The following is a 25,196-nucleotide window of genomic DNA, read 5'->3' on the forward strand; positions in this document are numbered from 1 at the left end:
CCAGCCGGGCCGAGGATGTCGCATTGCAGTAGGCGACGACGGCGGCCACGGCCAGCCCGATGAGCAGACCGCTTCCGCCCGCCGCTGCCGCCGGGGCCAGGGCGGCGAAAATGCCTGCGCCCACCATGGATCCGAGGCCGATCACGACGGCGTCGGTGGTCCCCAGCCTCCGTTGGAGTTCTCCGGGCGTGCTCACCCCGTGATGTTAAGGCGTATCGCGGTTGGGCATCAGGGTGTCGTGCGCCGACGATGTCGCGGCACGGAACAACACGGCGATCAGGGCCAGCGCGCCGAGCGCCACCACCGGAATGGTCCACAGCCGGCGCGTGGTCAGGGCCGACCCGCATTTGTCCACGTACTCACCGCCGGCGGCGGTGGCCTGAACGAGATGAGCCGAATAGCCGGTGCCGCAGGGGATCTGCATGCCGAACTTGTCGAAGTCGTCGAGGTACACCGGCATGCTGAGCAGATACAGCCCGATGGCGAGCACCACGGCCCCGGCGATTCCGATGTATACGGCGCGAAAACTCACTCGTCCCCCCTTAGCGTCGTGCGCTGCACAGCGCACACGGTTCATTCTCAACGATGTGTCGGATGGATCGCTCTTTGCGCCGGGTCGCCGGGCACACCGGTTACGATGCGTAACCAATGGAACCGAAAGAGTTCATATTCCGCACTTGTGGAGAGTCGCATGACCTCACCCTCTCCTGAGTCCAAAGACGATCTCGACGATATCGATCGTGTCCTGCTGACCGCGCTTCAGAAGGACGGTCGTATCGGGTATGCCGAGTTGGGTGAGCTGGTCGGCCTCACCGCGGGCGGGGCACGCAAGCGGTTCAAGCGCCTGCAGGACCGTGGAATTCTGCGGATCGTCGGTGTCACGGACCCGCTCCGGCTCGGTTATCGCAGTATGGCGATGGTGGGCGTCGTTGTCGACGGCGATATCGAGACCATTGCTGAGGCGCTCAATGGCATCGAGGATGTCATCTACGTCGTTCTCTCGGCGGGCCGCTACGACCTGCTGGTCGAGGTCATCGCCGCCGATCAGGCGGCCATGCTCGAAGTGATCAACCGAAAGATCCGTCCCATCCCGGGAGTGGCTCGGGCTGAGACGTTCCCGTACTACGGAATCCGCACCCACCGGTTCGAGTGGGGCGTCCGCTAGCTCTCCCGACGGAATGCGGGTGCCGGCCTCTGGTCGTCGATTTCTCCCGGACCGGGCTGTCGTGGTGATCAAAGATTACTAGAATAGATTTTCTGGTCATGTAATATGACTACCTATTCGGGACCGGTCACGATATGAACTCTGATTGGGGTAGTAGTGGACAACATCGCCGATCAGCGGTGGCGCCTTGCCCGCCCGGCCGTGGAAGCCGAGGAGGCTGCGCGGATCGTGGCCGAGCAGTTCGGCGTTGACGGTCGAGTTTCTGAGCTCGGCAGCCAGCAGGACCGCAATTTTCGCGTCGACCCCGAATCGGGTGCCGGGCTGCTCTTCAAGGTCAACCATCCCTCGGTGCCGCCCGAGGTGGTGGACTTGCAGGCCACGGCGTCGGACCGCCTGCGGGCCGCCGGCATCACGACGCCGGCGGTCCTTTCGACCGTCAGCGGGCAGCGGTCGATCGCGATCTCCGCGCCTGACGGGACGGTCGCGCGGGCGTGCGCCTTCGAACTGGTTTCGGGTGCCCCGGTCGCGGAGCGCGAGTCGCTCACCGGTGCACTGGTTCAGGAGTTGGGCACTCTCGCCGGCCGCACGGTCCGAGCGCTGGCTGGCTTGGAGCATCCGGCCGCAGATCGAAAGATCCAGTGGGAGCTGAGCCAGAGCCTCGACGTCGTCAAGGTTCTGCAGGACGACCTTGCGGCTCATCTTCGCGAGAAGTGTCTCAATGCGGCACAGGAGGCGGCCGCGCAATTGGGAGTGCTTGCCTCGGCACTGCCTCGTCAGATCATCCACGGCGACCTGACCACCGACAACGTGCTGACGGACGCACACGGCGGGTTGTGGATCGTGGATCTCGGGGATGTGTCGTACTCGTGGCGCGTCGCCGAACTCGCGATGCTCGCGGCCGACATCCTCGGACGCACCGGCAGCATGACCATGGTCGGACGAGCCGTTCGAGGGTTCGCCGCGGAGGTGGAGCTGACCGACGAGGAGCTCGCCGCTCTGTGGCCGATGATGGTGCTCCGCGGTGCGGTCTTGGTGGTCAGCGGGTGGAGCCAGCTCCGCATCGACCCGGACAACGCTTACGCGCGGGAGCGGCTCGAGCATGAATGGCAGGTGTTCGAGCGCACCCTGGATTACCAACCGGCTCAGGCCACTTCGCAGCTGCGTCTGGCCGCCGGCCGAGCCCATGTCGCGGGATACCGCTATTCCGAGACCGTGCCCGGTAGTGGCGAAGCGAGAGTGATCGACCTCGGTGTTCGCAGCGAAGCGCTCGACCGCGGTCGGTGGATCGCGCCCGGCGCCGAGCGTGAGCTGGCACGCGAAGCGCTCGCGCATGCCCCTGTCGCGGTCATGCGGTTCGGCGAGGCACGACTCACCCGGGTATCGCTGGAGGTGGGACAGCCGGCGTCGACCCGCTCGCGTTGCGTTGAGTTGTGGACGCGGCCAGGAACGCTTGTGCGCGCGCCCTTTTCAGGCTCGGTCGTGCCGGAAGACGCCGGCCTCGAACTGGCCGACCGGGGTGTTGTCCTGCGCTTCGAAGGACTTTCACCTGCCGCGGCCAACGGTGACGTACAGGCAGGTGAGCTGATCGGGCGGGTCGCTGCCGATCCGGAAGGTCTTGGCCGGCTGGTGATTACCCGCCGGGTGCTGGACGCATCCGGTGACGCGATCTTCGCCGGCCCGGACGACGAGTACGAGACCGACGGTGCCGCAGACCCGTCGCGGATCCTGGGGCTGCCGTCGGTTCCCGACCCGCTCGCCGAGTTGCGGGCCGAACGGATGCGTCGCGATCACGCCATCGGCGGCGCCGCCGAGCGATACTACGCCGAGCCGCCGCAGATCGAACGCGGCTGGGGGACAAGGCTGATCGACACGCAGGGCCGGGCCTACCTGGACATGGTGAACAACGTGACCGCGATCGGTCACTCGCATCCGCGGCTGGCGGACGCGGTGGGGCGGCAGCTGAACCTGCTCAACACGAACTCGCGGTTCCTGTACCGAGCGTATGCCGACTTCACCGAGAAGCTCCTCGCCTGCAGCCCGGATCCGACGCTGGACACCGTGATCCCGGTGAACAGCGGTTCTGAGGCGATCGATCTCGCGATCCGGCTCGCCCGGGTGGCCACCGGTCGGCGCGATGTGATCGCGACGCGCGAGGGCTACCACGGGTGGACGATGGCGGCGGATGCGGTGAGTACCTCCGCCTACGACAATCCGAACGCGCTGTCCTCACGCCCCGAGTGGGTGCATCTGGTTGATGCCCCCAACGCATATCGCGGCCCCTTTCGTGGGCCGGACGCCGGACCCCGGTATGCGGCGCAAGTCGCCGACATCGCCGTTGCGCTCGTATCGGAAAACCGTGCCCCGGCGGCGTTCATCTGCGAGCCCGTGCTGGGCAACGCGGGCGGCGTGATCCCGCCCGAGGGTTATCTCGCGCAGGCATATGCAGCCGTGCGCCGACACGGTGGGCTCGCCATCGCCGACGAGGTGCAGGTCGGGTATGGGCGACTGGGCGCCGCGTTCTGGGGCTCCCAGATGCAGGGAGTGGTGCCGGACATCATCGCGGTTGCCAAGGCCGCGGGCAACGCCTATCCGATCGGGGCGGTCATCACCCGTCGTGAGGTGGTCGACGCACTGCGCGCGGAGGGAATGTTCTTCTCCTCCGCCGCAGGCGCGCCCGCCGGGGCGGTTGCCGGGTCGGTAGTCCTGGACGTGATCAGGGAGGAAGGGCTGCAAGCCAACGCGGCCCGGGTCGGGGCTCACCTGCGCCGGCGACTCTGCACCCTGAGCGAAAAGCACGCGATCATCGGTGCCGTTCACGGCTCGGGGCTGTACCTGGGAGTGGAGCTGGTCCGCGATCGTGTGTCGCTGAAACCGGCAACGGCCGAAACCGCCTGGCTTTGTGAGCGACTCCTCGGCCTCGGCGTCATCATGCAGCCGACCTCCGAACGGCAGAACGTCCTCAAGGTGAAGCCACCGCTCACGCTCACGGTCGATGAGGCGGACGCTTTCGTCGACGCGGTGGATGTCGCACTGACCGAACTCGGTGCCCGGGACGGCGCCGTGCGGGTCAGCGGGTAGTCGATCGTTGAGGTGGGGGCACGCAGCCGCCCTCACGTCATGCACACGTCGGTGAACAACAGCACCGGCCAGGAGACGATCGCGCCCAGGAAGGACACCACCGCGTCGAGGCTGCCCAGCCCGTGCAGGTGGTCAATGTGGGTGCCCGACCAGAAGGTGCCGATCAACAGGTAGGGCACACCGAGCACCACAGCAACGACGATGAGCTCACCGACGGTGACTCGGTAGGCCAGCAACCTCCGCAACCTGGCAAGCACGCAACCCCCATCCTGGTCTCAACGCCATATATGTTAATCCTGATTCTCGGTCGGAGAACCATTTTGACCGGGCTGTTCGGTCCGTTATGGTGACGGAATGGCGCGCATCTCGCCCCGGTCGATCGACAGCGGTGCCAATGGTGTGCGACGCCGTCCGAAGGACCGAAAGGCCCAGATAGCACGGGCGTCGGCGGAGTCTTTCAGCGCGCTGGGATATCACGGTGTGAGCATGGAGGCCATTGCCTCGCGGGTCGGAATCTCCGCGGCCGCGTTGTACCGGCACTATTCGAGCAAGTACGAATTATTCCGCGACGCCGTGCTCAATCTCAGTCAGCAACTCGTCGACAGCACCGCCTTCATCGACGACGCCGAGGGGGACCCCAGGGAGCAGTTGCGCCGCCTGGTCGCCGCGCTCAGCGACACCGCCTTGGTTAACCGCGAATCCGGCGGGCTGTACCGCTGGGAGGCGCGTTATCTGCGGGGCGACGACCAGCGCACCCTCGACGCGCAGGTGCGCACGGTGCATCGCCGGATCCATCGGCCGCTGATGGAGCTACGGCCCGAACTGGGATCGCGAGCTCGCTGGACCTTGTCGACCGCCGTGCTCGGGGTGATCGGCAGTGTCGTCGATCATCGGGCCAAACTGCCCGCCGGCCAGGTCCGCGCCCTGCTCGCCGACATCTGCGACACCGTGCTGGCCGCCGAACTGCCGGAGCTCCCCAATCCGACGGATCCGGTGGTGGCACCACAGCCGGTCGTGGGCACGACCAAATATGAAGCGCTGCTGACCGAATCGATGCGGCTGTTCAACGACAAGGGTTACCGCGACACCACGATGGAGGACATCGCCGCCGCGGTCGGCATGCCCGCATCGGGGATCTACCGGTACTTCGCCGGCAAATCCGACATCCTGGCCGCCGCGTTCCGGCGGGCCGCCGACCGGCTGTCGGCGGACATGTCCGAGGTGCTCGGCGCGACCCCGGACCCCGAACAGGCGCTGGGTGCCCTGATCGACGACTACGTCGCCCGATCGTTCGACCGCCCCGAACTCGACTACGTGTACTACACCGAACGCCTCAACATGACGCCCGCCGACCAGAAGATCCTGCGCGACATGCAACGGGCGGCGGTCGAATCGTGGGTCGAGGTGGTGATGCCGGTGCGCCCGCAGTGGAGTGCGGGACAGGCGCGCTTCGCGGTTCATGCCGCGATGGCCTTGGTGATCGACTTGGGCCGGCTGATGAACTACCAGAATTCCGAGCAGGCCCGCGCCGTCGTCGCGGTCCTGCTCGATCTGACCCTGCTGGGCCGCTACCGGTTACGGACGGCGTTGCCGGCCAGGTAGGCCACGTAGCCCAGGGTGCCGATGGTGGCCAGCTTGCGGGTCTTGGGCATCAGGAGGCCCAGCCCGATCGCGGTCTCGATGCCGCCGTTGGTGTAGATGTGCTTCTGAGTGTCCTTGGGGAACGCCGGCTTGGTGATCGATTCGAACAGCTGCGGCTTCACGAAATGTGAGACGCCGGCGCCGAAGACGCCGAGGCCGACGAGCTTGGCCAGCGTGGAGTTCTTGCCCTCTGCCATGTGTGATCCTCTCTGATCAGGCAAATGTGTAGTCGCTCAACGGGAATCGTGAAGCTTCCGCGACGGCCCGGCGGGTCGTCATCGGCCGGAGCAGCGTTGCCTCGCCGCTCGGATTGAAATAGTACGACCGTGCCGATGCGCAGTTGCCGAGGGTGAACAACGAGTCGCCCAGCGCTTCGGTCATCCGGCCGAGGTAGCGGCTGTTGGCCTGCTCGGTCACCTCGAACGTGGTTGCGTCGCGGCGCTTGAGTTCGCCGAACAGCCGGTCCATCAAGCGCATCTGGTATTCCATGGTGTTGAAGAAGTTCAGACCGAGGAACGCGTACGGACTGGCCAGGCTCAGGTAGTTCGGGAAATACGGCATCGATACGCCCTGGTAGGCCTGGAACCTGGTTTCCCGCCACCACTTTCCGAGGTTACGGCCGTCGCGCCCGATCACCTCGATGGCTGGGAAGTTGGCCTCCCACAGGTCGAAGCCGGTAGCCAGGACGAGAGTGTCGATGACCGTCTTGGTGCCGTCGGCGTTGACGATGCCGTCTTCTTCGATACGTTCGATGCCATCGGCCTGCAGGTGTACGTGCGGCTTGGTGAACGTGCGGTAGTAGCCGTTGGAGAACGTCGGGCGCTTGCAGCCGAAGTCGTAGTCCGGGGTGAGCTTGCGGCGCAGCTCGGGGTCGCGGATCGAGGCGAACCGGTGCAGCTTGGCCAGATCGGACGCGGCGATGTTGAACCGCCGGAAGTACCGGTGCTTGAGCACGGCGGTGTCGACCATGAACGCGTAGATGCCGTCGGTGACGGCACGGATGGCCCGTTGCGCGGCAGGCACACGGGCGAACAACGCCTTGACGCGACCGGAGAACTTCAGGTCGATCTTGGGCACCACCCAGATCGGGGTGCGCTGATAGACCGTCAGATCGGCGGCTTTCTTGGCCAGCTCGGGGATCAGCTGGACGGCGGTGGCGCCGGTGCCGATGATCGCGACGCGACGGCCGGTGGCGTCGTAGTCGTCGTCCCAGTCGGTGGTGTGGATGACCTTGCCGGCGAAGTCGGTGATGCCCGGGATGTCGGGAGTGTGCGGCTGGGACAGGAAACCGGTGGCGGTGATCAGAAACCGTGCGCTCAGTGCCTCGCCGCCGGCCACGGCCACCCGCCAGAGCGACGCCTCCTCGTCCCAGTGCGCGCCTTCCACGGTGACGTTGAACCGGATGTGGCGGCGCACGTCGTACTTGTCGGCGACGTCGTCGGCGTACTGCTTGATCTCGGTTCCCGTGGAGAACAGGCGCGACCAGTTCGGATTGGGCTCGAAGAAGTACGAGTAGGTGGTGGTGGGTACGTCGACGGCCAGGCCCGGATAGTGGTTGACGTACCAGGTGCCGCCCAAGTCATCCTCGCGGTCCAGGATCGCGAAGTCGTCGATCCCGAGCCGTTTGAGCTGGATGGCGGCGCCGATGCCGGCGAAGCCGGCGCCGACGATGATCGCCTCGTATTCCCCCGCGCTCATGCCGCAAACAGTACCGCAGGTACCGGGTACTTTGTCGAGGGCCGGCGCCGACGAGCGCGCCCGCAGCTACCTTCATGGTGTCGCGGGCGGCATCATTTCGGCATGGCGAAGTCGTTCACGCTCGTCCAACTGAGGTACTTCACCGTGGTCGCGCGGCTGGAGAACATGAGGGCGGCCGCGCATGAACTCAACGTGACCCAGTCGACGCTGTCGTCGGCGATCCACCAACTCGAACACGAGCTGGGCGCACAGCTGTTTCAGCGGCTGCCCAGCCGGGGGCTGCGGCTGACGGCCGAGGGCCGCAGGCTGCTCGTCGAGGCCAGGACGTTCCTCGAGGACGCCGACCAGCTCTACCACTCGGTGCGGGCCGAACGTGAGGAACTGGTCGGCGACCTCGCGGTGGGCATCTTCTCGCCGATTGCTCCATTTCATGCGCCGCACCTCCTGACCGCGCTGGAGTCGCGTCACCCGGGCATCAACGTGCGGGTGCTCGAAGGTGATCAGGAGACCCTCATGGGCGCACTCGTCGAGGGAACGTGCGAGATCGCCGTGATGTACAACCTCGGTGTCGGAAGCGAATTCGACTACCGTGTGCTGGAACGAATCCCGCCGCACCTGCTGGTCTCGGCCGGACATCCACGTGCCGCCCGGCCGGATGTTCCGGTGCATCTGCGGGAATTCGAGGATGAGCCGTTCATCTTGCTCGACCTCAAGCACACGCGCGAGTACTACCTCGACTTCTTCAAACGGTTGGGGCTCCGGCCGCGCATTCGGCACTTCGTCTCCGGATATGAAACCGTCCGGTCCTACGTGAGCCTGGGGCATGGCTACTCCATCTTGAACCGGCGCCTGGCCCACAACATGACCTACACCGGCGCCCCGGTGGTCCCGCTGGAATTGGCCGACGAGTTGCCCCCGATCGAGGTGGTCCTGGTGCGGGTACGGGGTTCGCGTCCGACCAGAAAGTCGCTGGCCTTCGAAGAGGTGTGTGCGGCCTTGTACGACGACCCCGGCCGCTGATCGATTTAATCGAACGGCCTGTGCGATCTTCTTCGTTGGACGTGTGTGAGGGCGGTCACCAAACTGGACGGACGTGACCCCCGACGAGAGCAGAATTCCATGCCGTTGACAGAGCAGGAGCAACGTGTGCCCACGGTGTTGCCGACCGGAACACCCAGCTCAGGGATGCAGAAGCGGGTTCTGGCCGGCGGCGGCATCGGACAGTTCATCGAGTTCTACGACTTCACGCTGTACGGGCTGTCCGCGGTCACCCTCGCGAAGTTGTTCTTTCCCGGCGGTAGCGCGCTGACCGGTCTGCTCGCGACCTTCGCCACGTTCGGTGTGGCCCTCTTCGTGCGGCCACTGGGCGGCCTGTTCTTCGGGGCGCTGGGCGACCGCATCGGCCGCCGCAAGGTTCTGTTCATCACGCTGGTCGCGATCGGCCTTGCCACGGCGATGATCGGGCTGCTGCCCACCTACGCGAGCATCGGCATCGCCGCTCCGATCCTCCTGGTGGTCTGCCGGTTGATCCAGGGGTTCTCCGCGGGTGGTGAATCCGTCGGCGCTCCCGCGTTCGTGTTCGAGCACGCCCCCTTGGAGCGGCGCGGTTTCTGGCTCAACATCACCATCGCCGCAACCGCCCTGCCGTCCGTGGTCGGCGGAACCCTGATCCTCGTGCTGTCGTCGACCATGCCGTCGGAGGCATTCCTGTCCTACGGCTGGCGGATCCCGTTCCTGCTCGCGTTGCCGCTGGCCATCTTCGGCGTGTGGATCCGTACCAAGACCGAAGAATCCGAGGCCTTCAAGCAGGTGCTGGCCAAGCATGAGCACGACGAATACAGCCCGATCCGGGAAACCTTCCGGGAGAACAAGGTCCGGATGGCACAGGTCATCTTCGTGATGGGCCTGACCGCCATGGGGTTTTACTTCCTCTCGGGATACTTCGTGTCCTACGTCCAGACCTCCGGAAACCTGAGCCGCGAGCAGTCCCTGCTCGCCAACGCGGTTGCCATGGCCTTCTATGCCGTGCTGCTTCCCGTCGGCGGGATCATCGGCGACCGGGTGGGCCGCAAGCCGATGCTCATCGCCGGATCCATCGCGCTGGCAGTACTTTCCGTGCCCTGCTTCATGCTGGTGACCAGTGGTTCGCTGCCGTTGGCCATGGCCGGGCAGCTGCTGTTCGTGGTGCCGCTGTGCATCTACGGCGGCGGGTGCTACACGTTCTTCGTCGAGGTGTTCACCACGGCAACGCGTTTCACCTCGGCGGCGATCAGCTACAACGTCGCCTACGCGCTGTTCGGCGGCACCGCACCCTTCATCGGAACGATGCTGGTGTCCACCACCGAGATGAGCTCCGCACCCGGCTACTACATGGCGGCAGCCGCGGTGATCGTGCTGCTCCTGCTGGTGTTCACCCGGGTTCCGGAGACCCGCCGACGCATCGGCTGACCGCAGATCTGCCCGAAATTCTTTTTCTACCAAGGAGATCCAACATGGGAACTACCGAGTTCCTCACCGACTTCCATCACGTGGCCACGTTCGGCGCGACCGACAACAACGGCGTCGACCGCCAGGCTGCGACACCCGAGGACAAGCTGAGCCGGGACTGGTTCGCCGCGTTCGCGGCCGAACGCGGCTGGGAGCTTCGCGTGGACGGCATCGGAAACATGTTCGCGCTCATCGAGTTCGTGCCGGGCGCGCCCTACATTCTCATCGGGTCGCACCTCGACTCGCAGCCGCTCGGCGGCCGATTCGACGGTGCCTACGGCGTGATCGCAGGGCTACACGCAGCCGAGCGCGTCGCCCAGCGGGTGGCCGAGCACGGCGCCGGCGTCCAGTACAACCTCGCCGTCGTCAACTGGTTCAACGAGGAGGGCGGGCGGTTCGCCCCGTCGATCATGGGCTCCTCGGTGTTCGCGGGGTTGATGTCCGAGGACGAGATGCTCGACGTGCGTGACCTTTCGGGCGTCTCGGTGGCCGAGGCGCTGACCGCGATCGGCTACCGCGGCAGTGATCCGCGACCCGAGGTGGCCGGATACGCCGAGATCCACATCGAGCAGGGCCGCATCCTGGAACGCGAGGGCATCACGCTCGGAGCGGTGGACTACTCCTGGTACACCCAGAAGCTGGACATCGAGGTGCTCGGTGAGCAGTCGCACACCGGCGCGACGGCCATGGCCGACCGGCACGATGCACTCGTGGCCGCGAGCAAGGTCGTCCTGCTCGTGCACGACGTCACGAAGCAGTTCGACGACGAGGCCATCGTCTCGTCGGTCGGGCGGTTCACGGTCGAACCCAACTCGCCGATCGTGGTGGCGCGGCGCGTACATCTGGTGGCCGACCTGCGCTCGGCGTCTCCGGAGATCGTCGCGGCAGCCCGGGCCAGCCTGCTCGCCGACATCGCCGAGATCGCCCGCGACCACGACATCCGGATCAACGTCCGGGACTTCGACATCCGTGACATCCAGCGTTACCCGCAAGCCGGCATCGAGCTTACCGAGAAGGTCGCTGCCGATCTCGGGCTGAGCGTACGGCCGATCCGCACCATGGCCGGCCATGATTCGGTGGCGATGAACCGCATCGTGCCCACCGTCATGATGTTCATCCCGTCCGTGGACGGCGTGAGCCACTGTGAACGGGAGTTCAGCACCGACGACGACATGGTTGCCGGAGTGGATGCCCTGACCGGAGTGGCGTGGGAGATGGTCCGCGGTGCCCTGCCGCCCGAGGCGGACGCCTGATGGACACCGGTGTCATGACACCGCTGGCGTACCTGAACGCCGTCGAGGCGGTGAAAGCCTTTCGGCGATTGGAACTCTCACCGCTCGACGTGCTCGAGGCGCAGATCGAGCAGATCGAAACCCACAACGGAGACACCGCCACGGGCGTCAACGCTTTCACCGAAACCCTTTTCGACGAGGCAAGGACCTCGGCCCGGCGGGCGGCCGACACCTACGCCCGCTGTGCGGCCACGGGGCAGGAACCGCCCCCACTGCTGGGTATCACGGTGGCGACCAAGGAGAAACACGGGATCGCCGGATTGCGGCTCGAGCAGGGTCTGGCCGCGCACCGGGGGCGGATCGCCGAGCACGACCACCCGGTGGTCGAGCGGATCCTGGCGGCGGGCGGGATCATCCATGCCCGCACCACGAGCCCGGAGTTCAGCTGCGCGACCGTGACCCACTCGCCGATGTGGGGCGTGACGCGCAACCCATGGAACCGTGCGACCTCACCCGGCGGCTCGTCGGGCGGCGCGGGGGCGGCCCTGGCCGCCGGATTCACCACGCTGGCAACGGCATCCGACATCGCCGGGTCTACCCGCATTCCCGCGGGATTCACCGGCACGGTCGGTTACAAGGCTCCCTACGGCCGGATCCCAGGTCTGCCGCCGCTGGCTGCGGACTGGTACCGCGGGGACGGTCCGATGGGCCGCACCGTCGCGGACGTGGCCCTGCTGAGTTCGGTGATGTCGGGACGGCACCCCGTCGACCACGCGTCGTGGGGCGCACACGGCGAAGTGCCCTCGCTGGGCGGCGGTGTGCAGGGCTTGCGGATCGGCTTGAGCATCCGGCTCGGCGACCATCCGGTCGCCGACGAAGTCGCCGCCAACACCCATGCGGTGGCGGCCGCCCTGCAGCAGGCCGGAGCCGAGATCGTCGACGTCGAGCTGCCCTGGACCACGGCGATGATTCGCGAGACGATCTTCGCGCACTTCGGCCACATCCTCGGACCTGCCATGGGACGCGAGACCGCCGGGACCGAAGCCGAGCTCGCCGGCTACACCCGACGGTTCATCCACGACGCTGCCGTTGCGGCACAGCGTTATTCACTGGTCGATTCGCTGGGCATGGACGCCCGGATCCGCGCGGATCTGGCGACCGCCATGCAGGGCATCGACGTACTGCTGTGCCCGACCTCGGCCGTGACGTCGCTACAGGCCGACGGTGAATACCTCGACGGTCTCGACACGCCGTTCGGCCATCGCGAGCACTACTGGGAAGGCCACCTCACCAGTCCGTTCAACGTGGCCAACCACTGCGCGGTGCTGTCGGTGCCCAGCGGTCTGTCCGACCAGAACGTGCCGACGGGCGTGCAGGTGGTGAGCCACCCCCACGACGAAGCGATGGCGTTCCGGGTCGCACACGCCGTCGAGGCCCTGGTCGGATTCGACGGCCGACCCGCGTTGGACTCCTGAGGCCGTCTGGCCTGACCCGTCACCTCGGCTCCAGCCAGCGCCTGGGATCGTCCTCAAGGCTCGCGCGGTCCCAGCCGCCCAGGTCGGCGGCCGCGGCATAGCTGGACTGCAGGAATTCCAGCAGCGCGCGGTCGGGGTCGGGTGCGGTGCGCACCGCTTCGTAGGGCAGCAGGAACTGCTTGAAGTCCGCGCTGTAGAAGGCCGCGTCCGGGCCGACGGTGTAGTCGGCGAAGCCCTCCGGTTCGGGATAGGCGTACGCGTAGAACGCGCCCTCCTCGCCGCCCCCGGGCCAGAAACCGCAGCTGCTCAGCTCGTGCGAGTAACCCTCCACCATCACCCAGTCGCCGCAGTTCGGTGCCCCGCCCGGATGCGTGGGCGCGGGGCGCCCGGAGAATCTCGTACAAGCCATGTCGAACGAGCCCCAGAAGAAGTGCACCGGGCTCACCTTGCCGATGAAGTGGGAGCGGAACTCGCCGATCACCCGATGGGCCTGGATCAGCTGGCGCCAGAACAGATTCGCGGCCCGTGGGTCATAGGACGCGTGCTGATGGTCCTCGGCGAACGGAATCGCCGGATCGACCTCGTTGGGCGCAGCCGAGATGCCCGCTTCGATACCGAGGGTCCGCAGCGCGGACAGCGTCTCGGTATAGAACTCGGCGACCGGTTTGGCGGTCAGTGCGACGGTGGCGGATCCACCGTCACTGGTGCGGATCGCCAGCACGTGGTCGACGAAGTCGAACTCCATGTCGAACACCCGGTCGCCGTAGGGAATCGACGACGTGGTCAACCCGCGCGGACTGACGTAGAAGGTGACCTGCCACCAGTGATTGAGTAACGGCGAGTGCGTGAGCCGGACCTTGCCCACGATCTGCGTCCACATGTGCAGTGTGTCGCGGGTCGGCTCCCAATCCGATACGCGCAGGCTGGGCCAGCCGTTGTCGCTGCTCATTCGAATTCCTCTCCACTGCATCGGTCGGTGCGAAAATCGCATGATGCGAAGACAATTCGGAGCTTGTCCGGCCGGCCGGTGCGCCGGTGGCAGAACGCTCTACCGCCAGCGTAGGCCGCCGGTTACGTGATTTTTCCGGTCCGGGGATTTTCGCTGGTGGCGATGCACGTGACGGTGCGGTCACCGCGCTTCCAGGAGTCCGCGGTGGGGTACAGCACGAACAGCTGGATCCCGGACTCGGCGGTGGCGTCCGGTGCGTACTCGGCGAGCGCGGGTCCGCATTTGTCGGTGTACTTGACCACCTCGGCATCGCCGGGGAAATCGCCTTCGGGCAGCGTCAGAACCGCGAACACCTCACCCTTGTGCGGCTGATCGCAACTCACCGTCTTGACGTACAGCACGCGGCTGCTGTCGGGAACCTCGCTCAGGCAGTCGCCCGAGCGGACCTGGCTGGCCTCGGTGGCGCCGCGGTCGCGGGCGAGATACAACACCGCTGCCGCGGCGATGACGATCGCCACCAGCACCACGACCGCCAGCAGCACCCACTTGAGCGCCGAGGACTTCTTCGGCGGAGCCGAGAACTGGTCGGGGCCGGTGGAATACGGCTGTGGCGGCGGCGGCGGGTAGCGGTGGCCCAAGGGATCGGGAGGTCCGGGCGGGCCGGGCGGATACGTCATGGTTCGACGATATCGAGTGCCCGCAGTGCGGCGTCCACCGCGAGGGCCGGCACGTTCAAACTCTTGGATCCGAGATCGTGCCGGGCGCCGGTGATGACGACCAGCTCGGTGTGACCGCTCACCAGAGCCGCGGCAGCGGTGAGCTCCTCGACCGAACCGAACGGGTCGGCGGTGCCGTGGGTGAACACCGTGGGCACCGTGATGCGGGACAGGTGCTCGGTGCGGGCGCGTTCCGGCTTGCCCGGCGGATGCAGCGGGTAGGAGAACAACGTCAGCACGTCCGGGCCCGCACCGTCTGCCGTCACCATCGACGTCATCCGCCCGCCGTAGGAATGCCCGCCGGCGATCACGGGGCCATCGGCCAAAGTACGGGCCAGCGCGATCGCCTCGGCGATGCCGTCCTGATCCCCGGCGGCCGACCCCGACGGTGGTCCCTTGGGCCTGCGGCGGCGATACGGCAGGTTGTACCGGATGGCCAGCCAGCCCCGGGCGGCCCACTCGTCACAGGTCTTGATCAGCAACGCGGAGTCCCGATTGCCGCCGGCGCCGTGGGTGAGCACGACGACCCCGGTCGGCGACGTCTCGGGTTGATGGGCGATGCCGTCGATGGCCTCGAGGTTCATCACCTCAATCTAGGGCCGTCAACCTGAACAGTGCCGACACCGGGCCATGGCCGTGGCCCAGCGGGTAGGCCGCGCGCAGACACTCGGTGACCCAGCGCTTGCCGAAGGCCACCGCGTCGGGCACCGAGTAGCCATGGGCCAGCGCGCTCGCCGTGGCGGCGGCCAGCGTGTCGCCTGCGCCGTGGTCGTGGCCGGTGTCGATGCGCTCGGCGTCGAATTCGCGGAACTCGGCGCCGTCGAACAGCAGGTCGGGCGCCCGGTCGGAGGTCCGCAGATGCCCGCCCTTGACCAGCGCCCATTTCGGGCCGAGTGCGTGCAGGGCCTTGGCGGCGTCCCGCTGGGTGGCCTCGTCCACCACTTCGATGCCGGTGAGCAGCCGGACCTCGTCGAGGTTGGGCGTAACCAGCGTGGCCAACGGGAACAGCGCGGTGCGCAGTGCCTCCAACGCGCTGGGATGCAGCAGCGGGTCGCCGTGCATCGAGGCGCACACGGGATCCACTACCAGCGGAGCGTCGAGGTCCTGCCGCTTCCAGGTGTCGGCGATGGTTTCGATGATCTCCGACGAGGCCAGCATCCCGGTCTTGGCGGCCTGCAGCCCGATGTCGGAGGCCACGGCCTCGATCTGCCCGGCCACCACCTCCAGGGGAACTTCGTGAAACCCCTTGACGCCCACTGAATTCTGGACCGTCACCGCGGTCACGGCGACCAGGCCGTGCAGGCCGAGCATCGCGAACGTGCGCATGTCGGCCTGGATACCTGCCCCGCCACCGGAATCCGACCCGGCGATGGTCATCACCCGGTGCGGGGTCTGACCAGGCGGGGTCAGCGGAAGCAGATTCATGACGAGGCCAGGGGCAGATACACCCGGTTGCCGTGGTCGGCGAACTCCTGGGATTTCTCCGCCATGCCCTGGGCGATCTCGTCGGGCACGCCGTTGGGATAGGCATCCCGGATGTCCTGCGTGATGCGCATCGAGCAGAACTTGGGCCCGCACATCGAGCAGAAGTGCGCGGTCTTGGCGGGTTCCGCCGGCAGGGTTTCGTCATGGAACTCACGGGCGGTGTCCGGGTCCAGCGACAGCGCGAACTGATCGTGCCAGCGGAACTCGAACCGCGCCTTCGAGAGCGCGTCGTCACGCTGTTGGGCCCTGGGATGCGCCTTGGCCAGATCGGCGGCGTGTGCCGCGATCTTGTAGGCGATCACCCCGTCCTTGACGTCCTTGCGGTCGGGCAGGCCCAGGTGCTCCTTGGGCGTGACGTAGCACAGCATCGCGGTGCCGGCCTGGGCGATGATGGCCGCGCCGATCGCCGAGGTGATGTGGTCATAGGCCGGAGCGATGTCGGTGGCCAGCGGGCCCAGCGTGTAGAACGGCGCCTCTTCGCAGAGTTCCTCTTCCAGTCGCACGTTCTCGACGATCTTGTGCATGGGAACGTGGCCCGGGCCTTCGATCATCACCTGCACGCCATGAGATTTGGCGATCTTGGTGAGCTCACCCAGCGTGCGCAGCTCGGCGAACTGGGCCTCGTCGTTGGCATCGGCGATCGACCCGGGCCGCAGCCCGTCGCCGAGCGAGAACGTGACGTCGTAGCGGGCCAGGATCTCGCACAGCTCGTGGAAGTTGGTGTAGAGGAACGACTCCTGGTGATGTGCCAGGCACCACGCCGCCATGATCGAGCCACCACGCGACACGATGCCGGTGACCCGATTGACGGTCAGCGGGATGTAGCGCAGCAGCACCCCGGCATGCACCGTCATGTAGTCGACGCCCTGCTCGCACTGTTCGATCACGGTGTCGCGGTAGAGCTCCCACGTCATCTTGGTGGGGTCACCGTTGACCTTCTCCAGGGCCTGGTAGATCGGGACGGTGCCGACCGGGACGGGGGAGTTGCGCAGGATCCACTCGCGGGTCAGGTGGATGTCCTTGCCCGTGGACAGGTCCATGATGGTGTCGGCGCCCCACCGGGTGGCCCACACCATCTTGTCGACCTCTTCGCCGATCGAGCTGGTGACGGCCGAATTGCCGATATTGGCATTGACTTTCACCGAGAACGCCTTCCCGATGATCATCGGCTCGCTCTCCGGGTGATTGTGGTTGGCCGGGATGACCGCACGGCCGCGGGCCACCTCGTCGCGCACCAGCTCGGGTGAGACACCTTCGCGCTCAGCGATATACGCCATTTCGGCGGTGATCTCGCCAGCCCGCGCGCGTTGCAACTGGGTGCCGCGGTCGCGAATCACAGCCGGACGCGGCGGCAGGCCGGCGTTCAGGTCGATCACCGCATTCTCGTCGGTGTACGGCCCCGAGGTGTCGTACAGGTCGAGATGCTCGCCGTTGGTGAGATTCACCCGGCGAAACGGCACCCGCATGGACACGCCGTCCCGGTTGATCTCCCGATAGGTCTTGGTGCTCCCGGTGATCGGACCGGTGGTCACGGAAGGGTCGGTAAGGCCGCCAAAAACAGAACTGCTCATGAAAATCTCCCTACGCCGGCATTACCCGGTCAGGTTCGTACGGTCGACGGGCGTACCCGTCCTCTCAGCGCGCTCGTGCGCACTCCCGCGTGTGTGGTTTGCAGGCCCCAACCTAGCGCAGACGTTGCGCGGTGGGTAGTAACGGTCATGTTTCGTGTGGTCAGGCCTTACTTGCCGCAGGGGACTCTGGTCCACGTGTGGCCAATTCAACCCCTCGAGGCACTTACGCCGCGGATTGCAGTCACCAGGCGGCTGCAACCCGACACTTAGAGTGTGTCTAATCAATGTGAATAGTGTTGCGGCCCAAAGGGAGACCCTGACGTGCCACCCGCCAGGCCCAATTGCGCGACTCGACACGGGCGCAGCTGTACGCCCGCAAACTGCAGCCCTCGTCTAGGCAGTTCCGAGACCCGGGAGATTCTCCGCTCGTTCGCGGCGCGATCGTCGGCCCACAGTTTCTGCGGCGTTCGGGTTGCGTTGGACGGTGCCGCCGTTTTCGACTCCAGGGTGGGCCGATCGTGTGATTTGGCGACCCTCGGGTGGAAAACTGCGCGGCAGAGGAGGGCGCCTCGGATTGCCCGCACCCGATTTATATAGCTAATATATGCGTTTTGCATAGGCGATAAATGCGATTTGAGATGCGAACACGCGATGACGACTGAAGCTGATCTGACCAACGCGGCCGCTGGTGCCGACACCGCCCAGGCCGAGACCGCCGAGCGCCGTAAACGGATGGATCACGACCACCCCTTCTACAAGTGGGTGGTGCTGTCCAACACCACGTTGGGCATCCTGCTGGCCTCGATCAACGCCTCGATCGTGCTGATCTCGCTGCCCGCGATCTTCCGCGGTATCGGCCTGAACCCGCTGGCCCCGGTCAACGTCAGCTACCTGCTGTGGATGCTGATGGGCTACCTGGTGGTGACGGCGGTGCTCGTCGTCCCGTTCGGGCGGCTCGGCGACATGTACGGCCGGGTCCGCATCTACAACCTCGGCTTCGTCATCTTCACCGTGGCCGCCATCGCGCTGTCCTTCGACCCGTTCCAACTCGGCGGCGGTGCGGTCTGGCTGATCGGCTGGCGTGTCGTCCAGGGCATCGGCGGAGCCATGCTGATGGCGTCGTCGTCGGCGATCCTCACCGACGCCTTCCCGGCCAACCAGAGGGGGATGGCGTTGGGCACCAACATGGTGGCCGCCGTCGCCGGGTCGTTCCTCGGCCTGCTGATCGGCGGTTTCCTGTCCGAGTGGCATTGGAAGGCCGTCTTCTGGGTGGGCGTGCCGATCGGCGTCCTCGGCACCATCTGGAGCTACCGCTCGCTGAAAGAACTCGGGGTCCGCACCGCGGGACGGCTCGACTGGGCCGGCACCCTGACCTTCGGCCTCGGCCTGACGGTGCTGCTGATCGGCATCACCTACGGCATCCAGCCCTATGGTGCCTCCACCACCGGCTGGACCAACCCGTGGGTGCTGGGCTCGATCGCCGTCGGCCTGCTGCTGGTGGTGGCGTTCTGCATCGTCGAGCTCAAGGTGTCCTCGCCGATGGTGGACATCCGGTTGTTCAAATCGGCCGCGTTCGGGATGGGCAACTTGGCCGGCCTGATGTCCTCGGTGGGCCGCGGCGGACTGCAGTTCATGCTCATCATCTGGCTGCAGGGCATCTGGCTCGCTGCACGGCTACAGCTTCGAGTCAACCCCGCTGTGGGCCGGTATCTACCTGTTGCCGGTCACCGTCGGGTTCCTGGTCGCCGCGCCGATCGCCGGATCGCTCTCTGACCGCATCGGTGCGCGGCCGCTGACCGTCGGCGGCATGCTGCTGATGGCGGCCACCTTCGTGGCGCTGCTGCTCATCCCGGTCAACTTCGACTACTGGGTGTTCGCGATCCTGGTGTTCCTCAACGGCCTGGGCGGCGGCATCTTCACCGCCCCCAACACCGCGGCGATCATGTCGAGTGTGCCGGCCGATCAGCGCGGCGCGGCCTCGGGTGTCCGATCCACCTTCTTCAACGCCGGCAGCTCGCTGTCGATCGGCATTTTCTTCTCGCTGATGATCGTCGGGCTGGCCAACACGCTGCCAACGGCGTTGACCAGCGGCCTGACGCAGCAAGGTGTTTCGGCCGCCGTCGCCCACGACGTGGCGAACCTGCCCCCGGTCGGCAGTCTGTTCGCGGCCTTCCTGGGCTACAACCCGATGGCAGAGTTGCTCGCCCCCTACGACGCGCTGCACCAGCCGGGCGTGAACGCCGATGTGATCACCGGCCAGACATTCTTCCCGCAGCTGATCACCGAGCCGTTCCATTCCGGACTGACGGTGGTGTTCACCGCTGCTGCGGTGATGATGGTGATCGGTGCCGTGGCGTCGATGTTCAGTGCGGGCCGCTATGGCACGGAGGCTGGGGCCGACAACGAGGCCTGAGCGGGCCCGTCAGCAAACGAATCCCCGGGCGTTGGTCATGGAATACTCACCGCCATGGTCGTGCACAATCTGGCCGCCGCTGAAAGCGCCGCGTACTCCGCGGGCTATCTCCTCGGCGGGCTGCTGATCCCTGGGCTGGGGTTGCTGCTGCTGATCCTCGGTCTGGTTCGGCGTTCGTCGTCCCGGTCCCAGCCGAGCGGTCAACCCGGGTATCCGCCGGGCTATCCGCAATCCGGTTTCCCGCCGGGCTATCCACAGCCGGGCTATCCGCAGCAACCGGGTTACCCGCAGCAACCGGGTTACCCGCCGGCCTATGGCGTGCCACCCAAGAAGGGCGGCACGGTGATGATCGTGATCGGTGTGATCCTGCTGGTGCTCGGCCTGCTGGGGTTCGCGGCTCGGATGGCGTCACGGACGTCGGAGTCGGGCTCGGGGTCACGCACGTCGAGCTCGAGCTCGACTTCCGGGGCCCCGAGGTCGGGCCGCGCTGGTGACTTGGCAGTGGGGGATTGCATCACCGGCGATCAGTACGCCGCGGCGGACATGAACGTCACCTCGGTCGACTGCAGCAGCCCGGAGTCCGTCTACGAGCTGGTGTCCAAAGGTGGCGCATCCTCGACATGCCCGGACGGCAAACGGGACGACTCGGACTACTCGGTGCTCATGAACGAGTCCCTCATTTACTGTTTCATCCTGGACATCGAAGAGGGCCAGTGCTTCGACGTCAACGAAGCGGACAATCTCGTCACCCCGGTGGAATGCTCCGACCCGAGCGCTGACATGAAGATCGTCAAGCGCGTCGACGGATCAACGGACACCGGCGTGTGCGATTCCGGCGCGCGGGCGGTGGCCTTTCCGGAGCCGGCACGGGTCTACTGCGCCGAAGACCCGTCGTAGTAGTCGACCTACACTCGGGCCGATGAGCACCGCACAGCGTCGCGGATTCAACGACGCCATCACGAGCTTCTGGAGTTTTGCCGCGCCGGCCTACGACCAGGGCTGCCTGCAGCGGTGGGTGTACCGGCCCGCCCAGGACGAGGTGGTCGCCCAGCTGCGGCAGCGCGGTTCCCGTGCCATCGCCGACATCGCCTGCGGTACCGGCATCCTTGCCGATCGCATCGAACGGGATCTGCGTCCCGATGAGGTCTATGGCCTGGATATGTCCGCCGGAATGCTCGCCCAGGCGGGCAAGCGTTCGGACCGGGTGCGGTGGATGTCGGCCCCGGCCGAGGAACTGCCGTTCCAGGACGGCTTCCTCGACGCCGTGGTCACCACGTCGGCCTTCCATTTCTTCGATCAGCCCGCCGCGCTCGCGGAGTTCTATCGGGTGCTGACGCCCGGGGGAATGGTGGCGGTGACGACGATGAGCCCCCGCAGGACGTTCCTGCCGCTGCACGCGCTGTCGGCCGGTGTGGGGGCGCCTGCGCACAGCCCCACCGAAACGGAGATGCGCGCGCTGTTCGAAGGGGCCGGATTCACCGTGGCCGAACAGCACCGGGTGCGCAGGCCGGTGTGGACGCCGATCTCCGACGTCATCACGGTGGGGGTCAAACCCGCATGACCGAGAACGACGAGAGCCCGCTCCAGATTCGCGGCTCGGTGCAACTCCGACGCGACCGCTGTGCCGCCACGACCGCCGATCAGCGACTGCTGGACCGGCGCGGCCCCACCGATTGGGTGCACACCGATCCGTGGCGGGTGATGCGCATCCAGGGCGAGTTCGTCGACGGCTTCGACGCCCTCGCCGAGATGCCCAGGGCTGTCACCGTTTTCGGTTCGGCGCGGACGGTGCCGCATTCACCCGAGTACCGGTTGGGCGAAGAACTCGGGATCGCGCTGGTGCGAGCGGGGTACGCGGTGATCACCGGGGGTGGTCCGGGCTCGATGGAGGCGGTCAACCGCGGGGCCAGCGAGTCCGGCGGCTACTCCGTCGGACTCGGCATCGAACTGCCCTTCGAGCAGCGCCTCAACCACTGGGTCGATCTCGGCATCAACTTCCGCTACTTCTTCGTCCGTAAGACCATGTTCGTGAAGTACGCCCAGGCATTCGTGTGCCTGCCAGGCGGATTCGGCACCCTCGACGAGCTGTTCGAGGCGCTGACCCTGGTGCAGACCCACAAGGTCACCGAGTTCCCGATCATCCTGCTCGGTGTCGACTACTGGTCGGGCCTGATCGACTGGATCCGCAACACCATGCTGCGCGGCGGAAAGATCTCCGAATCCGATCTCGCGCTGCTGCACTGCACCGACAGCGTGGCCGAAGCCGTCGACCTCATCACCGCGTCGGCGCGGTAGCCGAGTAGTAGCGCCGCGGCTTCCCCGGCCCCAGATCGGCCAACGTGGCCACCCGGGTCACCTCGACGGGCCGGCCCAACAGCAGGGTCAGCGCCTCGATCACCCGCTGCCGATCACCCGAGGCGATCACCGCCGAGACGCGGCCATCCGCATCCTGCGTGACGCTCCACCCGCGGGCGCCTGCCGCCTGCAACTGCTGGGTGAGGTCGACGCACGGCACCGCGTCGCCGGCGGTCGAGACGAAAACCGTTGCCTGTCTTCCCTCCAGATCGGTCAGCGCGGGCCGGCCTCGATGGGTGACGAGTCGGCCGTAGTCGCCGGTGCGGTACCGCACGAGCGGCAGGAACTGGTTCTCGCCACAGGTCACCACGATCTCACCGGCCAGCACCTCGACGTGCACCCGCCGTTTCGCCACCACGAACGGACCGCCGTCATCGCTGACCGCAATGGGCCGAGTCTCGTGCAGGCCGTAGACGTCCAGCACCGGGCAGTCGTACGCCGCCTCCAGTGCGCGGCGCAGCGGAGCGGTCAACGTCATCGCCCCGGAGATCAGCGCCAGCGGCCGCAAGGCCGCGGCGAGCGCAGGTTCCAGCAGCACCTCCAGCGACGTCGGCGTGCCGCTGATCACCTGAGGGTCGGTGTCCCGCAGAAACCCGTCGCGCTGCGCACTGCCCCCAGACCAGGTGGCCGGATGCAGGTTCAGCCGGGCCATCAACGCCTCACCGAAACCCGGGATCACCGAGGGATAGGTGAACGCCTGCCGCTGAAACACCATCTGCACCAATGCCACCCGATGTGGCACCGGCTCCCATCCGGCGCCCACCAGTCCACGCAGCCAGTGGAATCCGCGGGCCAACTCGTCGGGGTCGTCCGGCATCACCAGGGCGGCGCCGGTGCTGCCGGAACTCGTACCGTGCAGCATGCGGCTCAGATCGGCACCCGGCGGGACGAACGCCGCGATGTCGTCGACCAGGTCCTCGCGCCCGATGAGCGGGAAGTCGGCCAGGCGGTTCAACGGGCCCTGATGACGGCGATAGGCCGGCAGGGTGCGGGCCAGCGCGAGATGGCGCGGCAGCCAATCGTCAAGCGGCAGTTGCCGGGTGGCCGTTCGTTGTTGCTCGGGGGTGAGCCGGTGCCCGACGCGGTGACACCACGCCGGGGCGAGAGAGTGCTGCTCGAGGGCGGCCAGCCGGGCCCGGCCGGCCGCCGACAGGCCCGGCCAGCGTTGTTCGTCGGTCAGCGCCACCTGGCCGAACGGAACGTAGTCTGCGAGCCGCAGGGGATCGTCACTCACTGTTGTACCGTGCCGCAGCTTCTTTCGCCCGGGCGTCGGCCAGCCGGCGCTGGACGGCCATGCGGTGTTCGTGGTCGGCCAGGGCTTGGGCCAGGGCACTTTCGCGGCGTACCGAATCCCGCATCTCGAACAGTGAACGGGCCTGCGTGACGTCCTCGCCGTGGGGCAGCAGACCGTTCCACAGCAGGAAAGTGCGCACCGCCTCGTCGCGGCGCTCCGAATCGCTGAGCCAACGGCCGGGGTCCACGAGCGGTGCCACGCGAAAAGCCAACGCCAACAACGCCCGTGCGGCCATCGATTCGTCGAGCGGCGTGCTGAACGGTCCGACCAGGTCGGTGCTGGCGAACAACCACAGGCCGATGGCGGCGCCACGCCGGCCGGCCAGGGTGCCCCGTTCGACGATCCGCTGCGCGGCCGCGGCGNGCCGCCTCCAGTGCGCGGCGCAGCGGAGCGGTCAACGTCATCGCCCCGGAGATCAGCGCCAGCGGCCGCAAGGCCGCGGCGAGCGCAGGTTCCAGCAGCACCTCCAGCGACGTCGGCGTGCCGCTGATCACCTGAGGGTCGGTGTCCCGCAGAAACCCGTCGCGCTGCGCACTGCCCCCAGACCAGGTGGCCGGATGCAGGTTCAGCCGGGCCATCAACGCCTCACCGAAACCCGGGATCACCGAGGGATAGGTGAACGCCTGCCGCTGAAACACCATCTGCACCAATGCCACCCGATGTGGCACCGGCTCCCATCCGGCGCCCACCAGTCCACGCAGCCAGTGGAATCCGCGGGCCAACTCGTCGGGGTCGTCCGGCATCACCAGGGCGGCGCCGGTGCTGCCGGAACTCGTACCGTGCAGCATGCGGCTCAGATCGGCACCCGGCGGGACGAACGCCGCGATGTCGTCGACCAGGTCCTCGCGCCCGATGAGCGGGAAGTCGGCCAGGCGGTTCAACGGGCCCTGATGACGGCGATAGGCCGGCAGGGTGCGGGCCAGCGCGAGATGGCGCGGCAGCCAATCGTCAAGCGGCAGTTGCCGGGTGGCCGTTCGTTGTTGCTCGGGGGTGAGCCGGTGCCCGACGCGGTGACACCACGCCGGGGCGAGAGAGTGCTGCTCGAGGGCGGCCAGCCGGGCCCGGCCGGCCGCCGACAGGCCCGGCCAGCGTTGTTCGTCGGTCAGCGCCACCTGGCCGAACGGAACGTAGTCTGCGAGCCGCAGGGGATCGTCACTCACTGTTGTACCGTGCCGCAGCTTCTTTCGCCCGGGCGTCGGCCAGCCGGCGCTGGACGGCCATGCGGTGTTCGTGGTCGGCCAGGGCTTGGGCCAGGGCACTTTCGCGGCGTACCGAATCCCGCATCTCGAACAGTGAACGGGCCTGCGTGACGTCCTCGCCGTGGGGCAGCAGACCGTTCCACAGCAGGAAAGTGCGCACCGCCTCGTCGCGGCGCTCCGAATCGCTGAGCCAACGGCCGGGGTCCACGAGCGGTGCCACGCGAAAAGCCAACGCCAACAACGCCCGTGCGGCCATCGATTCGTCGAGCGGCGTGCTGAACGGTCCGACCAGGTCGGTGCTGGCGAACAACCACAGGCCGATGGCGGCGCCACGCCGGCCGGCCAGGGTGCCCCGTTCGACGATCCGCTGCGCGGCCGCGGCGNTGCTGGGGGACAGCACGTGATGGCCGATCTCGTGGGCGAAGACGCTGGCCAGGT

General features: G+C 67.0%; 21 protein-coding genes, 2 pseudogenes and 1 riboswitch. Of the genes and pseudogenes, 11 read left to right on the plus strand and 12 right to left on the minus strand.

Annotated features, from left to right (window positions below):
- Positions 1-196, minus strand: a pseudogene (locus BN4332_RS27280) (amino acid permease); the annotation flags it as partial.
- 9 nt (positions 197-205) lie between these two features.
- A complete protein-coding gene (locus BN4332_RS27285) occupies positions 206-532 on the minus strand; it encodes a hypothetical protein (protein ID WP_066902587.1) in 327 nt (108 codons plus the stop codon).
- Between the two features lie 159 nt (positions 533-691).
- Here BN4332_RS27285 and BN4332_RS27290 point away from each other — a divergent pair, with 159 nt between their 5' ends.
- Positions 692-1,165, plus strand: a complete 474-nt coding sequence (locus BN4332_RS27290; protein WP_066902589.1) for an Lrp/AsnC family transcriptional regulator — start codon at positions 692-694, stop codon at positions 1,163-1,165.
- Between the two features lie 156 nt (positions 1,166-1,321).
- Positions 1,322-4,243: an aminotransferase gene (locus BN4332_RS27295; RefSeq protein ID WP_200820361.1), complete on the plus strand. Its 2,922-nt coding sequence runs from the start codon at positions 1,322-1,324 to the stop codon at positions 4,241-4,243.
- Between the two features lie 32 nt (positions 4,244-4,275).
- Here BN4332_RS27295 and BN4332_RS27300 read toward each other — a convergent pair whose 3' ends face one another.
- A complete protein-coding gene (locus BN4332_RS27300; RefSeq protein ID WP_066902591.1) occupies positions 4,276-4,500 on the minus strand; it encodes a hypothetical protein in 225 nt (74 codons plus the stop codon).
- Between the two features lie 97 nt (positions 4,501-4,597).
- Between BN4332_RS27300 and BN4332_RS27305 the strand changes: the two genes are divergently transcribed.
- On the plus strand, positions 4,598-5,845 hold the full coding sequence (locus BN4332_RS27305; RefSeq protein ID WP_066902593.1) for a TetR/AcrR family transcriptional regulator: 1,248 nt from the start codon (positions 4,598-4,600) through the stop codon (positions 5,843-5,845).
- On the opposite strand, the gene BN4332_RS27310 is transcribed toward BN4332_RS27305, so the two are convergent.
- Both BN4332_RS27310 and BN4332_RS27315 read right to left on the minus strand, forming a co-directional pair.
- Positions 5,812-6,081 carry a DoxX-related protein gene (locus BN4332_RS27310; protein ID WP_066902595.1) on the minus strand — a complete coding sequence of 90 codons (270 nt, stop codon included), beginning with the start codon at positions 6,079-6,081 and terminating at the stop codon, positions 5,812-5,814. The genes BN4332_RS27305 and BN4332_RS27310 overlap by 34 nt on opposite strands.
- A gap of 16 nt (positions 6,082-6,097) precedes the next feature.
- Positions 6,098-7,582 (minus strand): flavin-containing monooxygenase, encoded by a 1,485-nt coding sequence (locus BN4332_RS27315; protein WP_066902597.1) that lies wholly within the window; start codon positions 7,580-7,582, stop codon positions 6,098-6,100.
- Positions 7,583-7,684: 102 nt separating this feature from the next.
- Between BN4332_RS27315 and BN4332_RS27320 the strand changes: the two genes are divergently transcribed.
- The 4 genes from BN4332_RS27320 to BN4332_RS27335 all read left to right on the plus strand — a co-directional run bounded on the left by BN4332_RS27320 (position 7,685) and on the right by BN4332_RS27335 (position 12,776).
- Entirely contained in the window at positions 7,685-8,602 is a 918-nt protein-coding gene (locus tag BN4332_RS27320) for a LysR family transcriptional regulator (RefSeq protein ID WP_066902599.1), read from the plus strand.
- 99 nt (positions 8,603-8,701) lie between these two features.
- On the plus strand, positions 8,702-10,030 hold the full coding sequence (locus tag BN4332_RS27325) for an MFS transporter (RefSeq protein WP_066902715.1): 1,329 nt from the start codon (positions 8,702-8,704) through the stop codon (positions 10,028-10,030).
- A 44-nt stretch (positions 10,031-10,074) separates the two neighbouring features.
- Positions 10,075-11,322, plus strand: a complete 1,248-nt coding sequence (locus tag BN4332_RS27330) for a M20 family metallo-hydrolase (RefSeq protein WP_066902601.1) — start codon at positions 10,075-10,077, stop codon at positions 11,320-11,322.
- On the plus strand, positions 11,322-12,776 hold the full coding sequence (locus tag BN4332_RS27335) for an amidase (protein WP_066902603.1): 1,455 nt from the start codon (positions 11,322-11,324) through the stop codon (positions 12,774-12,776). Before BN4332_RS27330 ends, BN4332_RS27335 begins: the two co-directional genes overlap by 1 nt.
- A gap of 19 nt (positions 12,777-12,795) precedes the next feature.
- On the opposite strand, the gene BN4332_RS27340 is transcribed toward BN4332_RS27335, so the two are convergent.
- From BN4332_RS27340 to thiC, 5 genes are all read right to left on the minus strand, one after another.
- Positions 12,796-13,725 carry a DUF5996 family protein gene (locus BN4332_RS27340; RefSeq protein ID WP_066902605.1) on the minus strand — a complete coding sequence of 310 codons (930 nt, stop codon included), beginning with the start codon at positions 13,723-13,725 and terminating at the stop codon, positions 12,796-12,798.
- 122 nt (positions 13,726-13,847) lie between these two features.
- Complete coding sequence (locus tag BN4332_RS27345) at positions 13,848-14,402, minus strand: septum formation family protein (protein WP_066902607.1); 555 nt, start codon at positions 14,400-14,402, stop codon at positions 13,848-13,850.
- On the minus strand, positions 14,399-15,025 hold the full coding sequence (locus BN4332_RS27350; RefSeq protein WP_066902718.1) for an alpha/beta hydrolase family protein: 627 nt from the start codon (positions 15,023-15,025) through the stop codon (positions 14,399-14,401). The genes BN4332_RS27345 and BN4332_RS27350 overlap by 4 nt, the downstream gene beginning before the upstream one ends.
- A 4-nt stretch (positions 15,026-15,029) precedes the next feature.
- Positions 15,030-15,866 (minus strand): bifunctional hydroxymethylpyrimidine kinase/phosphomethylpyrimidine kinase, encoded by an 837-nt coding sequence (thiD, locus tag BN4332_RS27355; RefSeq protein ID WP_066902609.1) that lies wholly within the window; start codon positions 15,864-15,866, stop codon positions 15,030-15,032.
- Positions 15,863-17,497: a phosphomethylpyrimidine synthase ThiC gene (gene thiC / locus BN4332_RS27360; RefSeq protein ID WP_066902716.1), complete on the minus strand. Its 1,635-nt coding sequence runs from the start codon at positions 17,495-17,497 to the stop codon at positions 15,863-15,865. The genes thiD and thiC overlap by 4 nt, the downstream gene beginning before the upstream one ends.
- Positions 17,488-17,596: riboswitch (TPP riboswitch) on the minus strand. (Overlaps the previous gene by 10 nt.)
- A gap of 552 nt (positions 17,597-18,148) precedes the next feature.
- On the opposite strand from thiC, the pseudogene BN4332_RS27365 reads away from it, so the two are divergent.
- The 4 genes and pseudogenes from BN4332_RS27365 to BN4332_RS27380 all read left to right on the plus strand — a co-directional run bounded on the left by BN4332_RS27365 (position 18,149) and on the right by BN4332_RS27380 (position 22,205).
- Positions 18,149-19,910, plus strand: a pseudogene (locus BN4332_RS27365) (MFS transporter).
- Between the two features lie 54 nt (positions 19,911-19,964).
- Positions 19,965-20,807 (plus strand): LppU/SCO3897 family protein, encoded by an 843-nt coding sequence (locus BN4332_RS27370; RefSeq protein ID WP_066902611.1) that lies wholly within the window; start codon positions 19,965-19,967, stop codon positions 20,805-20,807.
- Positions 20,808-20,829: 22 nt separating this feature from the next.
- Positions 20,830-21,471: a class I SAM-dependent methyltransferase gene (locus tag BN4332_RS27375; protein WP_066902613.1), complete on the plus strand. Its 642-nt coding sequence runs from the start codon at positions 20,830-20,832 to the stop codon at positions 21,469-21,471.
- The gene (locus tag BN4332_RS27380; protein WP_066902615.1) at positions 21,468-22,205 is read left to right on the plus strand and encodes an LOG family protein; all 738 of its coding nucleotides are present in this window, start codon (positions 21,468-21,470) and stop codon (positions 22,203-22,205) included. Before BN4332_RS27375 ends, BN4332_RS27380 begins: the two co-directional genes overlap by 4 nt.
- Here BN4332_RS27380 and BN4332_RS27385 read toward each other — a convergent pair.
- Both BN4332_RS27385 and BN4332_RS33400 read right to left on the minus strand, forming a co-directional pair.
- Entirely contained in the window at positions 22,186-23,499 is a 1,314-nt protein-coding gene (locus BN4332_RS27385) for a phenylacetate--CoA ligase family protein (RefSeq protein ID WP_066902617.1), read from the minus strand. The two genes, BN4332_RS27380 and BN4332_RS27385, sit on opposite strands and share 20 nt — an antisense overlap.
- Positions 23,492-23,848 carry a hypothetical protein gene (locus tag BN4332_RS33400; protein WP_066902619.1) on the minus strand — a complete coding sequence of 119 codons (357 nt, stop codon included), beginning with the start codon at positions 23,846-23,848 and terminating at the stop codon, positions 23,492-23,494. Before BN4332_RS33400 ends, BN4332_RS27385 begins: the two co-directional genes overlap by 8 nt.
- Positions 23,849-25,196: the final 1,348 nt, after the last annotated feature.

This window comes from Mycolicibacterium houstonense (genome assembly GCF_900078665.2).
Classification (GTDB): domain Bacteria; phylum Actinomycetota; class Actinomycetes; order Mycobacteriales; family Mycobacteriaceae; genus Mycobacterium; species Mycobacterium houstonense.

Excerpts from the sequence above, each read along its gene's own strand:
- BN4332_RS27305 (WP_066902593.1), top strand. The coding sequence starts at position 4,598 with ATGGCGCGCATCTCGCCCCGGTCGATCGACAGCGGTGCCAATGGTGTG.
- BN4332_RS27330 (WP_066902601.1), top strand. The coding sequence starts at position 10,075 with ATGGGAACTACCGAGTTCCTCACCGACTTCCATCACGTGGCCACGTTC.
- BN4332_RS27380 (WP_066902615.1), top strand. The coding sequence starts at position 21,468 with ATGACCGAGAACGACGAGAGCCCGCTCCAGATTCGCGGCTCGGTGCAA.
- BN4332_RS27375 (WP_066902613.1), top strand. The coding sequence starts at position 20,830 with ATGAGCACCGCACAGCGTCGCGGATTCAACGACGCCATCACGAGCTTC.
- BN4332_RS27325 (WP_066902715.1), top strand. The coding sequence starts at position 8,702 with ATGCCGTTGACAGAGCAGGAGCAACGTGTGCCCACGGTGTTGCCGACC.
- BN4332_RS27345 (WP_066902607.1), bottom strand. The coding sequence starts at position 14,402 with ATGACGTATCCGCCCGGCCCGCCCGGACCTCCCGATCCCTTGGGCCAC.
- BN4332_RS27340 (WP_066902605.1), bottom strand. The coding sequence starts at position 13,725 with ATGAGCAGCGACAACGGCTGGCCCAGCCTGCGCGTATCGGATTGGGAG.
- BN4332_RS27370 (WP_066902611.1), top strand. The coding sequence starts at position 19,965 with ATGGTCGTGCACAATCTGGCCGCCGCTGAAAGCGCCGCGTACTCCGCG.
- thiD (WP_066902609.1), bottom strand. The coding sequence starts at position 15,866 with ATGAATCTGCTTCCGCTGACCCCGCCTGGTCAGACCCCGCACCGGGTG.
- BN4332_RS27335 (WP_066902603.1), top strand. The coding sequence starts at position 11,322 with ATGGACACCGGTGTCATGACACCGCTGGCGTACCTGAACGCCGTCGAG.
- BN4332_RS27350 (WP_066902718.1), bottom strand. The coding sequence starts at position 15,025 with ATGAACCTCGAGGCCATCGACGGCATCGCCCATCAACCCGAGACGTCG.
- BN4332_RS27290 (WP_066902589.1), top strand. The coding sequence starts at position 692 with ATGACCTCACCCTCTCCTGAGTCCAAAGACGATCTCGACGATATCGAT.
- thiC (WP_066902716.1), bottom strand. The coding sequence starts at position 17,497 with ATGAGCAGTTCTGTTTTTGGCGGCCTTACCGACCCTTCCGTGACCACC.
- BN4332_RS27310 (WP_066902595.1), bottom strand. The coding sequence starts at position 6,081 with ATGGCAGAGGGCAAGAACTCCACGCTGGCCAAGCTCGTCGGCCTCGGC.
- BN4332_RS27315 (WP_066902597.1), bottom strand. The coding sequence starts at position 7,582 with ATGAGCGCGGGGGAATACGAGGCGATCATCGTCGGCGCCGGCTTCGCC.
- BN4332_RS27320 (WP_066902599.1), top strand. The coding sequence starts at position 7,685 with ATGGCGAAGTCGTTCACGCTCGTCCAACTGAGGTACTTCACCGTGGTC.